Source organism: Flaviramulus sp. (assembly GCF_982512915.1).
Window position 1 is genome coordinate 93,007 of sequence record NZ_CEWOCJ010000010.1, and the last position, 13,147, is coordinate 106,153.

Genomic DNA, 13,147 nt, shown 5'->3' on the forward strand with positions numbered 1-13,147 from the left:
TTTATTTCGATAAATTTTCTCACAAAGTTTAAGATTTAAATCAAAATGATAAAATTAGATGTACCTTTACGCATTAATTAGAAGGAGATTGAAAACATAAAGGTTTATAATCTCAAAAAGCCCCTAAGGGTCTTCATAAATACTTTATATGTCATTTCAATCTTTAGGCTTATCTGAAGCCTTGCTAAAAGCGATTAGCAAAAAAGGATACACAAACCCATCTCCAATTCAACAAAAAGCCATAACACCCATTTTACAAGGTAAAGATGTGCTGGCTTCTGCACAAACAGGCACTGGGAAAACAGCTGGTTTTACTTTGCCACTTTTACATATTTTATCTGAAAATCCAAAAGAAAAATACCGACCAATTCGTGCTTTAATTTTAACGCCTACTAGAGAACTTGCAGCACAAGTATATGCGAATGTTAAAGAGTATAGCGAATTTTTAAATTTACGTTCGGCTGTTATTTTTGGAGGTGTTAATCAAAAACCACAAGCTGCTACTATAAAACAAGGTATTGATGTTTTGGTTGCTACACCAGGTAGATTATTAGATTTGCAAAATCAAGGTTTGTTGTCCCTTAAACGCGTAGAGATTTTTGTTTTAGATGAGGCTGATAGAATGCTTGATATGGGTTTTTTGAGAGATATTGAACGGATTATAAAATCGATGCCTGAAAAGCGCCAAAATTTAATGTTTTCGGCAACTTTTTCAAAAGACATAAAAAAACTCGCTCATGGTATTTTAAATCAACCCGTACAAGTTGAGGCAACACCAGAAAACACAACAGTTGACGCTATCAGTCAAAAAGTTTATAGAGTTGCAAAAGGTTTAAAAACAGATTTAATTATCAAATTGATTTCTGATGGTAATTGGAAACAAGTATTAGTTTTTACTCGAACCAAGCATGGGGCGAATAAGCTTTGTGAAAAAATGAGTAAATCTGGGATTTCCTCAGCAGCTATACATGGTAATAAAAGTCAAGGTGCTAGAACAAAAGCTTTAGATGGCTTTAAAAACGGACGTGTACGTGTTTTAGTAGCCACCGATATAGCCGCGAGAGGTTTAGATATTCCATTATTACCTCATGTTATTAATTTTGAATTACCCAATATACCCGAAGATTATGTTCATAGAATTGGGAGAACTGGGAGAGCTGGTGCTGTTGGTGAAGCATTATCTTTAGTAAGTGCAGACGAAACAACATTTTTAAAAGATATTGAAAAGTTGATAGAAATGAAACTTCCTGTTGATATTATAGAAGGTTTTGAACCCGATCCAAATGCATCTACAGACCCAGTAAAACCAGGTCAGGGACGACAAAATAGAACTCCACGAAAAGCATCTAATAATTCTGGAAATTCAACACGAAATAACAAATCAAGAAGACCAAAACGCAATTAATAAATTTGTTAATGTATTCTCAACCAAACAACCTGTTACATGGTGTTAAGCTTGAACAAATCATAACTGATTTGGAAGTATATTACGGTTGGGGATATATGGGAACCATTGTAAAAATTAAATGTTTTACTGATAATCCATCTTTAAAATCTAGTTTGAAGTTTTTGCGTCGGACGCCTTGGGCTAGGACTAAAGTAGAAAACATGTATTTAAACATGCTTAAAAATAGAAAATAGTATTTTTGAAGTGTTCTTTTAATATTATTAAATAGGTTTTTTGCGTGTTTTAAGAGTTTAATTTCAAATACAAGCCAAATAGAAATATGCAAGGATTTTTGTAAGTAAGCTTGCAATAACAATTAATTTTAAGTGGTATTTTGAATAATTTTCTTTTCAGAATGTCATTGATAGATTTAATCCAAATTCTCTTCCATTATAAAAAGGCATTACAATTCCATTTGTATTTTCTTTATTTTTAAATATCGTTCTTTTTATCAAAGGATGAATCTTATATGCAATTTTTGTACTTAAAATTCCAATTCCAGCACCTGCTGCAACATCAGTTAGCCAATGTCTATTATTATACATTCGGAACATTCCTGTGCCTGTTGCCATCAAGTAACCTGCAACTCCGAACCAAATTGAAACATCTTTATATTCTTGATATAAAAATTCAGCTCCCATAAACGCTGTTGCAGTATGTCCAGATGGAAAAGAGTTTTTACTGGTAGCATCAGGTCTTTCAACATTTCCAGTTCCTTTTAAAATATTCACAGTTCCACCCATTATTATATAAGCAGTTCCTAAAATTATTGTTATATCCTTGAAATTGTTTTGTCCTTTAATTCCGATTGCATTTAATCCATATACGGAGAGAAAAGGAACATATTGAGAGAAATCATCTATTGTAAGTTTAGAATCGATATGCTCTGCTAATTCATTTTGAGTACTTTTATTTAATAATTTGATTGTATGATTTTCAAGACCAAAAACCCCATATCCGATTAAAACTGTTGGAATTATTAATGATTTGTATCTCAATCGAATATTGTTCTTGTTTATTAACGAGTCACTTGAAGTGTTTTGACCGTTAATTTTAAAAATATATAAAAATAAAAAAAGTAAGATTATTATTTTTCTCATTCGGTTTATTAATAATAACGCTTAACTACTTTATTAGAAATCGTCATAATTTTTTATGTTAAATGTTAAACGAATTTATATTTTTTTTCCGAAAAATTCAAGTTTTGAAATTTGTTAAAAAATAAAAACCACTTTGTTTTTACAAAGTGGTTTTTAAGTAAATAAATACTTTATTTAGTTTTAAGACTTAGCAGCCTTAACAATTATTTTTAATTCAATATCATCATTTATAAATTTATCTCCTAAATTATCAAAAAATGATTTAGAACCATATTTTACATTCCACTTAGAGCGATTAATTGTAAAAGTTTCACTTGTTAAAGTCACACTATCTCCTTCATTTGAAATAGATACTGGAAATGTAATATTATTTGTTGCATCTTTTAAGGTTAAGTTTCCAGATAACATCATGTTGCCATCAACCTCTTCAATACCAGTAATTTCAAAATTAGCAGTAGGATAAGCTTCTACGTCAAAAAAATCAGGACTCATTAAATGTCCAGCTAAATTGGCATTTCCTTCATCTTCAACAGGAATATCTATTACTTTTAAAGAAGCCATGTCTATAGCGAAGGTACCCCCAGAAATCATACCATCTGTAGTATTTAAAATTCCACTTTTAATATTAATTACGCCGTTGTGAGAACCAGTAGGTTTAAAACCTTTCCATTCAATAGTAGATACCTCTAAATCAGCATTAAAAGTAGCTTCTGAAATTGATGTTGTTACTTCTTCTGCTTCTGTAGTTGCTGCCTCTTGGGCTTTATCTTTGCAAGATAATACTGTTAGAGATAAGACTGAAATAAATAAAATACTTAAAAAATTACGTTTTATTATTAAAGATGTTTTTAGTTTTTTGTGTAAAAATAATTATTTTGTTTAATAAAAAGAAAAAAAATATAAACAAATTAATTATTCAAATATTTTAAATGACATTATGGCATTTTAATAATATTGGCAGTACTTTTGCCAATTGATTTTAGTATTGCAAAAATTTGATTTAGCGATGAGTAAAAAGGAAAAAAAAGAAGATATAGAAAACGAAGAAGTTGTGACTTCGCAAACTGAAACTACCGAGGTAGAAGAACAAACTGTTGAAGAAAAATTACAAAGCCAATTACAACAAGAAAAGGATAAGTTTTTAAGACTTTTTGCTGAGTTTGAAAATTATAAAAAACGTACTTCCAGAGAGCGTATTGAATTATTTTCGACTGCTAGTGAGGATGTAATGAAAACCTTATTACCTGTACTTGATGATTTTGAGCGAGCACTTAGTCATATAGACGAAGATAAAGAGGCAGAAGAATTAAGAAAAGGAGTTTTATTAATTTACCAAAAAATGGTAAATACTCTAGAGCTAAAAGGATTAAAATCAATCAAAACAGAAAAAGGTGATGTCTTTAATGCTGATGATCATGAGGCCATAACGCAAATACCAGCGCCAACTGAAGACATGAAAGGAAAAATTATTGATATTATCGAAAAGGGTTATAAATTAGGTGATAAAGTTATCCGATTCCCTAAAGTTGTTATCGGACAATAAATTCAAAGCATGGCAAAAAGAGATTATTACGAAATTTTAGGAATAAATAAGGGTGCGTCGGCTGCCGAAATAAAAAAAGCATATCGAAAAAAAGCAATAGAATTTCATCCTGATAAAAATCCTGACGATAAAACCGCTGAAGGTAAATTTAAAGAAGCTGCCGAGGCTTATGAGGTTTTGAGTGACGACAATAAAAAAGCACGTTACGATCAATTTGGTCATCAAGCTTTTGAGAATGGCGGCGGCGGATTTAATGGCGGTGGCATGAATATGGATGACATATTTAGTCAGTTTGGTGATATTTTTGGAGGTGGGGGCTTTGGTGGTGGTTTTTCAGGTTTTGGTGGTGGCGGTGGTCAGCGTCGTGTTAAGGGAAGCAACCTGCGTATTCGTGTAAAACTTACTTTAGAAGAAATTGCCAATGGTGTTGATAAAAAAGTAAAAGTAAAACGAAAAGTACAGGCAGCAGGTACAACCTACAAGACATGTTCTACCTGTAATGGTAGTGGACAAGTTACCCGAATTGCAAATACTATTTTAGGCCGTATGCAAACTTCATCACCATGTAATGTGTGTGGTGGTGCTGGACAAACGATTGATAAAAAATCTAATGACGCTGATGCGCAAGGTTTAATAATCTCAGAAGAAACGGTATCTATAAAAATACCTGCAGGTGTTGTTGATGGTATGCAGTTAAAAGTTTCTAGTAAAGGAAATGAAGCACCAGGTAATGGGATTTCAGGTGATTTAATAGTGGTGATTGAAGAAGAACAACACGAAAAATTACAACGCGAAGGAGATAACTTACATTATGATTTGTATGTAAGTTTTCCTGATGCTGTTTTAGGAACCTCTCAAGAAATTGATACTGTTACGGGTAAAGTTCGCATAAAAGTAGAAGCAGGTGTTCAATCTGGTAAAATATTACGCTTACGCGGTAAAGGAATTCCAAGTATCAATGGCTACGGAAAAGGTGATTTATTAGTACATGTGAATGTTTGGACTCCAAAAACCTTAAATAAAGAACAAAAAGAGTTTTTTGAAAACATGAAAGATGATGAGCATTTTTCTCCAAAACCTGAAAGTACAGACAAATCTTTCTTCGAAAAAGTCAAGGATATGTTTTCTTAATTAAAAATAATTTAAACATTTTTAGAAATTCCGTTAGATTACGGAATTTTTTTATTTATGGGGTAACTTATTTAATAGTTTTACTTTTATTATTAAAAAAAAAACTATATTTGACTATCACTATTTATTTAGTGATAATTTTTCTTTTTCATAGCAATTTTTTTCCCATCCTTAATTTATTAAGGGTGGGTTTTGTTTTTAAGACACTTCCTAATTAAAACCCCACAATAAACATAGTTAGTTTAACTATAATTTATAACAAATCTATTAAGCATCTCGCTTAACATTTAATATATTTACAAATAATAAGCTAATAAAAACACGAATGAGTAACTTACTTGAAGTTAATAGAGTTTCAAAAAATTTTGGCGATTTTAAAGCCCTAAATAATGTTTCTATTTCGGTTCCAAAAGGAAGTATATTTGGATTATTAGGTCCAAATGGCGCAGGAAAAACAACCCTAATTAGGGTTATTAATCAAATTACTATGCCAGATAGTGGAAGTGTTTTTTTGGACGGGGTTATATTAAACTCTAATCATATAAAAGATATTGGGTATTTGCCAGAAGAACGTGGTTTATATAAGTCTATGAAGGTTGGTGAACAAGCATTATATTTAGCGCAATTAAAAGGGTTGAGTAAAGCTGAAGCTAAAACGCGTTTAAAATATTGGTTTGAACGTTTAGAAATTGGTGATTGGTGGAATAAGAAAATACAGGAGCTTTCTAAAGGAATGGCTCAAAAAATACAGTTTGTTGTAACGGTTTTACATCAACCTAAATTATTAATTTTTGATGAGCCTTTTTCGGGCTTTGATCCAATTAATGCGAACCTTATTAAAGACGAAATTTTACGCTTGCGCGAAGATGGAGCAACCGTTATTTTTTCAACACATCGAATGGAGTCTGTTGAAGAATTATGTGATGACATCGCATTAATCCACAAATCAAATAAAATACTAGATGGCCGATTAATAGATGTGAAACGTCAATATAAAATTAACACATTTGAGGTTGGTATTCGTGCTAATGATAAACTGGCACTTCAAAAGGAATTGTCAGATAAATTTGAAGTTTCAGTTGCTAATTTTAAAACTTTGGAGGACGAGTTAAAGCTTAATATTAAGCTAAACAATAATAATCCAAACGATTTATTAAATTATTTAACCAATAAAGGTATGGTATCTCATTTTGTAGAATTGATACCAAGTGTTAACGATATATTTATTCAAACTGTAAAGAATAATTAATTTATGAATCATTTACCTCTTATTATAAAACGCGAATATTTAACGAAGGTTAAAAATAAATCATTCATAGTCATGACTATTTTAAGTCCTATGATTATGATTGTTTTAATATCCGTAGTGGCATATTTATCTCAATTAAATAATGATAAAGTTAGGACTATTACAGTTTTAGACGAATCTGAACTTGTAGAAAATACTTTTAAAAACTCAGAAAACACGAAGTATACTATCTTGCGAGATATATCTTTAGAAGATGCTAAAAAAATTGTAAAAGAAACGGCATCTTATGGCTTATTACACATTAATAAATCTAAAGATATTGAGGCCATTTCAAATGATATAAAATTTTTTTCGGAAGAATCGCCTTCTATTACACTGATATCAGATTTAGAAAGTCAGTTAGAAAAAAAACTTACCAATATTAAATTACAACAACAAGGTGTTGATGTAGCTATGATTAATGCTTCTAAAATAAGTATTGATATAGCTCAAGAAAGTTTTGATGGTGAAAAAACATCAAAAATTGATAGTGTTGTTAAACTCATTTTTGGTGGGATTGCAGGTTATTTGTTATTTATGTTTATCATTATTTATGGTAACATGATTATGAGAAGCGTGATTGAAGAAAAAACTAGTAGAATCATAGAGGTTATCATTTCATCCGTAAAGCCCATGCAACTGATGCTTGGTAAAATTATTGGTACCTCATTGGCGGGTATTACACAATTTGTAATTTGGATTATTTTAGGTGGTGTTTTAATGACGATTATTTCTTTAGTTTTTGGAATTGATGTGGCAGAAATGCAAACCCCACAACAAGAAGTTATGCAGCAAGCCATGGCAAATCCTGATGTAAATACAAAGGTTGAAAATTTAATTACAGCATTTTACAATTTGCCAATTACTAATTTAATTATAGCCTTTCTTTTATTCTTTATTAGTGGTTATTTATTGTATAGTTCGCTTTATGCAGCTATTGGTGCTGCGGTTGATAATGAGACCGATACTCAGCAATTTTTATTACCAATCATGTTACCTTTAATTTTAGCAGTTTATATTGGGTTATTTACAGTAATTGAGGATCCACATGGAACAGTTTCAACGGTTTTCTCATTTATTCCATTTACCTCACCTGTTGTTATGTTAATGCGAATTCCCTTTGGCGTTCCAATTTGGCAACAATTGGTATCATTATTATTATTAATAGGCACTTTTATATTTACAGTTTGGATAGCTGCCAAAATATATAGAGTCGGTATTTTAATGTATGGAAAAAAACCAACTTACAAAGAGCTAATTAAATGGATTAAATATTAAAATGAATCAAAAATTAGAAAAAATAGAAGAAGCTGTTTCAAAAAGTAACTTTTTGGAAAAAATTAAACATTTTCTTAATCTTCATATCGATTTTACAAATAAAATAAGTATTTCTTTACTTGATCTTATAGTTATTGCTACAGTAATTTTTGTTACAACAATTGTTTTGAGATTAATTTTAAGAATTATTACCAGAAATCTTCCAATAGATGATAAAAACAAGTTTAATGTAGTTTATGGGTATTTTAGATGGCTTATTTATTTAATTATACTGTTAATTACTTTGCACTCTGTAGGTGTTAATGTTACAGCAGTTTTTGCAGCATCCGCAGCCCTATTAATTGGTATTGGTTTAGCACTACAAACCTTGTTTCAAGATATATTTTCGGGGGTTTTTATTTTGATTGATCAATCAGTACATGTTGGTGATATTATCGAAATTGATGGTAAAGTTGGTAGAGTCGAGGAAATTAAATTAAGAACTACTAGAGCTGTTACTATTGATAATAAAGTTTTGGTAATTCCCAATCATTTATATTTAGAAAACAGTTTATATAACTGGACTCAAAACGGGACAACCACCAGAGAGTCTGTTGAAGTTGGAGTTGCTTATGGTAGTGATGTACAATTAGTTAAAAAATTATTATTACAAGCCGCTAGTTCGCATCCTGACGTATTTAGCGAGCCAGAACCATCAGTAATTTTTACAGAGTTTGGTGATAGTTCTTTAAATTTTAAACTTGTTTTTACTATTGATGACAGTTTTAAAGCGCAATTTCCTAAAAGTGATATTCGTTTTGAAATTGATAAATTGTTTAGAGAGAACAATGTTACAATTCCTTTCCCTCAAAGAGATATTCATATCATTCAAAAATAAAATATAAAGATGTCAAAAATATTAGTCATAGAAGACGAAGCAGCCATCAGGAGAGTACTAGTTAAAATTCTGTCAGAAGAAAATGAAGCGTATCAAGTTGAAGAAGCTGAAGATGGATTGGTGGGAATCGAAAAAATAAAAAATGACGACTATGATCTTATACTTTGTGATATTAAAATGCCAAAAATGGATGGTGTTGAGGTATTGGAAGCCGTTAAAAAGATAAAACCAGAAATCCCTATTGTTATGATTTCTGGCCATGGAGATTTAGATACAGCAGTAAATACCATGCGTTTAGGAGCTTTTGATTATATATCCAAACCACCAGATTTAAATCGATTATTAAACACGGTACGTAATGCTTTGGATAGAAAAGAATTGGTTGTTGAGAACAAAATTCTGAAGAAAAAAGTCAGCAAGAAGTACGAAATGATTGGGCATAGTCCTGCTATTTCCCAAATAAAAGATATTATTGATAAAGTTGCTCCAACTGATGCTAGAGTATTAATTACGGGACCTAACGGGACAGGCAAAGAGTTGGTTGCCCATTGGTTACATGAAAAAAGTGAACGAGCTAAAGGTCCAATGGTAGAGGTTAACTGTGCAGCAATTCCCTCAGAGTTAATAGAAAGCGAATTATTTGGTCATGTTAAAGGTGCTTTTACTAGTGCCGCTAAAGATAGAGCTGGTAAATTTGAAGCAGCCAACAGCGGTACTATTTTCCTTGATGAAATTGGCGATATGAGTTTGCCTGCACAAGCAAAAGTACTTAGAGCTTTGCAAGAAAGTAGAATACAACGCGTTGGTAGTGATAAGGATATAAAAGTAGATGTTAGAATTGTAGCAGCAACAAATAAAAATCTTCAAAAGGAAATTGAAGATGGTAAGTTTCGAGAAGATTTATATCACAGGCTTGCAGTAATTTTAATAAAAGTGCCTTCTTTAAATGAAAGAAGAGATGATATTCCTCTTTTAATAAATCATTTTTCTGAAAAAATTTCAGAAGAACAGGGTACTACAAAAAAAACTTTTTCAGATAAGGCTGTAAAATTGCTTCAAGAATATGATTGGACTGGAAATATTCGAGAACTCCGAAATGTTATTGAACGTTTAATTATTTTAGGAGGCAATGAAGTAAGTGAGCAAGATGTTAAATTGTTTGCTTCAAAATAAATTTTTAAAACCTATTTATAATGACAGAAGATAAATACAAAGTAACTTCAAAGATCTCCTTAAAAAATTCTGAAACCAAAATTGTTATAGAAAACGCAGAAAAAGAGTTAAAAAAAATAAGTAAAAAACTAGGCGATATTCAAAATACCATGTACGCCCATAATAAATATGCGGTATTGGTTTGTTTACAAGGTATGGATACTTCTGGTAAAGATAGTTTGGTGCGTGAAGTTTTTAAAGAGTTTAATGCGCGTGGTGTAGATGTTCATAGTTTTAAAGTGCCAACCGAACTCGAGTTAAGCCACGATTATTTATGGCGCCATTACATTGCGCTACCAGAACGTGGTAAGTTTGGAGTTTTTAATAGAACACATTATGAAAATGTTTTAGTTACAAGAGTGCATCCTGGTTATATATTAGGAGAAAACATTCCAACACTAAATTGCATTGATGATATTGATGATGCTTTCTGGGATAAGCGTTTTGAGCAAATAAATAATTTTGAAAAGCATATTGCAGAAAATGGCACAATCATTTTCAAATTCTTTTTAAATCTATCAAAAGAAGAACAAAAAAATCGTTTGCTGCGTCGTTTAGAAAAGCAAGAAAAAAATTGGAAATTCTCACCCGGAGATTTGAAAGAACGTAAACTTTGGGATGCTTATCAAGATTGTTATGAAGATGCCATCAATAGAACCTCTCTCGTGCACGCACCATGGTATACCATTCCTGCTGATGATAAGCCAACAGCCAGATATTTGGTAGCAAAAATCATGTTTGATACTTTAAGTAAATACAGCGATATTAAAGAACCAGAACTAGATGATGACATTAAAGCTAATCTTGAGTTATATAAAAATCAACTAAATAGTGAATAGGTTTTGGGCGTTTTAAGACGCTTTCCGTTTTATCTTTTTATCGTACCTCAAAAAAGGATATCACTGCAATCGTTAACGCTATGGCGTCAAGTTTACTAACATCATTTTATTGTATAAATTCATTTAATATCACAACATAAAACATGAAAAAAATATTTTTAATTGCTTTAAGTTTTTCCTCACTATTAATATTTTCTCAAACTGATGAAGACGTTATAAAAACCATCTATAAACAATCACTAACAAATGGTAAAAGTTACGATTGGTTAAATTATTTATCCAATCAAATTGGAAGTAGGTTATCTGGCTCTTTAGGTGCAGAAAAAGCAGTTACCTACACCAAAGAAGAACTTGAAAAATTAGGGTTAGATAAAGTTTGGTTACAACCTGTGATGGTACCAAAATGGGTAAGAGGTGCTAAAGAGTTTGCCTATATTGAGAGCGCACCTGGTAAAACAACTACAGTAAATATTTGTGCTTTAGGAGGCTCTGTAGCTACACCAGCTTTAGGTATTAAAGCGCAAGTAGTTGAGGTTAAAAATTTTGAAGAACTTGAGGTTTTAGGTAAAGAAAATATAGAAGGTAAAATCGTGTTTTTTAATAGGCCCATGCAAGCCGATTTAATTCACACTTTTGAAGCCTATGGTGGTTGCGTAAATCAACGCGCTCAAGGTGCTGTTCAAGCTGCTAAATATGGAGCTATCGCGGTTATTGTGCGATCAATGAATTTAAGACTAGATGATTTTCCTCATACAGGTAATATGAATTATGGAGACTTGCCAGTTGAAAAACGTATTCCTTCAGCAGCCATCAGTACTAATGATGCCGAATTATTAAGTGCCATGTTAACTTTAAACAATAACATTAAATTTTATTTCAAACAAAATTGTAAACAACTTAAAGATGTAGAATCTCATAATGTGATTGGAGAAATAACAGGAAGCGAGTTCCCAAACGAATATATGGTAGTTGGAGGACATCTAGATTCTTGGGATTTAGGAGATGGATCTCATGATGATGGTGCAGGTGTTGTGCAATCTATGGATGTTTTAAGACTGTTAAAAGAGTCAGGAATTAAACCAAAGCGTAGCATAAGAGTGGTGCTTTTTATGAATGAAGAAAATGGTTTAAGAGGTGGTAGAAAATATGCTGAGGTAGCAAAACAAAAAGGAGAAAATCATGTGTTTGCTTTAGAAAGTGATTCGGGTGGCTTTACACCACGGGGATTTAGTTTTGATTGTACGGATGCTGTTTTTGAGCAAGTGTTAAGTTGGCAGTCGTTATTTAAACCATATCTTATTCATTATTTTGAAAAGGGAGGAAGTGGTGCTGATGTTGGACCATTAAAAACAGAGTCTAATGTTTTAGCGGGTTTGCGTCCAGATAGTCAACGCTATTTTGATCACCATCACGCTAGTAATGATACTTTTGATGCCATAAACAAAAGAGAATTAGAATTAGGTGCTGCTACCATGACAGCTTTGGTTTATTTATTTGATAAATATGGTGTCAATCCAATAACAAATTCTAAGAAAATTAAAAACTAGTTTTATGAAAAGTCTCTTCATTATAAGTCTCACATTTTTATCAATAACTATGAGTTCTCAAGATTTAAAAGATAATCAATTACCTTATTACGAAATACCAGAACAACCAGAGCGCTATACAGCAGGTACCGTAGCTTCAAGAATGATGGATGGTTTAGGTTTTCGATATTATTGGGCTACTGAAGGTTTAAAATCAAACGATTTAGAATTTAAAGCCAGCGAATCAGGACGTACAAGTGCAGAAACTATTGATCACATATTAGGCTTATCTAGTTTTATACTTAACAGTGTATCATCAGATAAAAGCAGAACTAATGAAGCACTTTTGTCTTTTGAAGAGAAACGTAAACAAACGCTTCTAAATATAAAGGAAGCTTCTGATATTTTACGAAATATGGATGATGTGTCTCAGTTTGATAATGATAAATTTCCTTTTTGGAATATTATCAATGGTCCTATTTCTGATGCACTTTGGCACTGTGGACAGGTTGTTATGTTAAGACGCGCTTCCGGTAATTCTTTTAACTCAAAAGTTAGCGTTTTTACAGGAACGGTGAGAGAATAGATTTAATTTTTTGTTTTGTATTTCTCTTTCTTCATTTTTATATAACCAGTAACTAACTTTACACCAAGTCTTGCAAACAAGATGATGGCTATTACCATTATAATATTAAAACTATTCATAGTAACAAGATAATGTTTATTTATTAATTTAATCTGGTAGATTTTTTTTAGTATATAAATTAACATACTCGTTTCCTGTGTCAACTATCTTAATAGTGTTGTGGAATCTTTTTTATTAAATATCGACAATAACAATTTATCTGATAATATATTTAATGTGTTTACCTGTTTTGTTTTTCAAGACGAGTTTTAGACGAATTT

General features: G+C 31.4%; 13 protein-coding genes. 11 read left to right on the forward strand and 2 right to left on the reverse strand.

Annotated elements, in window-relative coordinates; all coding sequences use genetic code 11:
- The first annotated feature begins 148 nt into the window (after positions 1-148).
- Positions 149-1,405, forward strand: a complete 1,257-nt coding sequence (locus AC1XJX_RS08770) for a DEAD/DEAH box helicase (protein ID WP_482003597.1) — start codon at positions 149-151, stop codon at positions 1,403-1,405.
- 11 nt (positions 1,406-1,416) lie between these two features.
- Positions 1,417-1,641, forward strand: a complete 225-nt coding sequence (locus AC1XJX_RS08775) for a VF530 family protein (protein WP_482003598.1) — start codon at positions 1,417-1,419, stop codon at positions 1,639-1,641.
- 156 nt (positions 1,642-1,797) lie between these two features.
- Here AC1XJX_RS08775 and AC1XJX_RS08780 read toward each other — a convergent pair whose 3' ends face one another.
- Positions 1,798-2,547: a phosphatase PAP2 family protein gene (locus AC1XJX_RS08780; RefSeq protein ID WP_482003599.1), complete on the reverse strand. Its 750-nt coding sequence runs from the start codon at positions 2,545-2,547 to the stop codon at positions 1,798-1,800.
- Positions 2,548-2,727: 180 nt separating this feature from the next.
- Positions 2,728-3,384: a YceI family protein gene (locus AC1XJX_RS08785; protein ID WP_482003611.1), complete on the reverse strand. Its 657-nt coding sequence runs from the start codon at positions 3,382-3,384 to the stop codon at positions 2,728-2,730.
- A 169-nt stretch (positions 3,385-3,553) separates the two neighbouring features.
- On the opposite strand from AC1XJX_RS08785, the gene AC1XJX_RS08790 reads away from it, so the two are divergent.
- The 9 genes from AC1XJX_RS08790 (at position 3,554) to AC1XJX_RS08830 (ending at position 12,827) form a co-directional block, all read left to right on the forward strand.
- The gene (locus AC1XJX_RS08790; RefSeq protein WP_482003600.1) at positions 3,554-4,090 is read left to right on the forward strand and encodes a nucleotide exchange factor GrpE; all 537 of its coding nucleotides are present in this window, start codon (positions 3,554-3,556) and stop codon (positions 4,088-4,090) included.
- 9 nt (positions 4,091-4,099) lie between these two features.
- Complete coding sequence (gene dnaJ, locus AC1XJX_RS08795) at positions 4,100-5,221, forward strand: molecular chaperone DnaJ (RefSeq protein WP_482003601.1); 1,122 nt, start codon at positions 4,100-4,102, stop codon at positions 5,219-5,221.
- A 325-nt stretch (positions 5,222-5,546) separates the two neighbouring features.
- On the forward strand, positions 5,547-6,470 hold the full coding sequence (locus AC1XJX_RS08800; RefSeq protein ID WP_482003602.1) for an ABC transporter ATP-binding protein: 924 nt from the start codon (positions 5,547-5,549) through the stop codon (positions 6,468-6,470).
- A 3-nt stretch (positions 6,471-6,473) separates the two neighbouring features.
- Positions 6,474-7,787, forward strand: coding sequence for an ABC transporter permease (locus tag AC1XJX_RS08805; protein WP_482003603.1), 1,314 nt, complete (start codon positions 6,474-6,476; stop codon positions 7,785-7,787).
- 1 nt (position 7,788) lies between these two features.
- Positions 7,789-8,664: a mechanosensitive ion channel family protein gene (locus tag AC1XJX_RS08810; RefSeq protein ID WP_482003604.1), complete on the forward strand. Its 876-nt coding sequence runs from the start codon at positions 7,789-7,791 to the stop codon at positions 8,662-8,664.
- Between the two features lie 9 nt (positions 8,665-8,673).
- Complete coding sequence (locus AC1XJX_RS08815) at positions 8,674-9,837, forward strand: sigma-54-dependent transcriptional regulator (RefSeq protein ID WP_482003605.1); 1,164 nt, start codon at positions 8,674-8,676, stop codon at positions 9,835-9,837.
- A 20-nt stretch (positions 9,838-9,857) separates the two neighbouring features.
- Entirely contained in the window at positions 9,858-10,715 is an 858-nt protein-coding gene (locus AC1XJX_RS08820) for a PPK2 family polyphosphate kinase (RefSeq protein ID WP_482003606.1), read from the forward strand.
- A 143-nt stretch (positions 10,716-10,858) separates the two neighbouring features.
- The gene (locus AC1XJX_RS08825; protein ID WP_482003607.1) at positions 10,859-12,262 is read left to right on the forward strand and encodes a M20/M25/M40 family metallo-hydrolase; all 1,404 of its coding nucleotides are present in this window, start codon (positions 10,859-10,861) and stop codon (positions 12,260-12,262) included.
- A gap of 4 nt (positions 12,263-12,266) precedes the next feature.
- Positions 12,267-12,827, forward strand: a complete 561-nt coding sequence (locus AC1XJX_RS08830; protein ID WP_482003608.1) for a hypothetical protein — start codon at positions 12,267-12,269, stop codon at positions 12,825-12,827.
- Positions 12,828-13,147 lie beyond the last annotated feature (320 nt).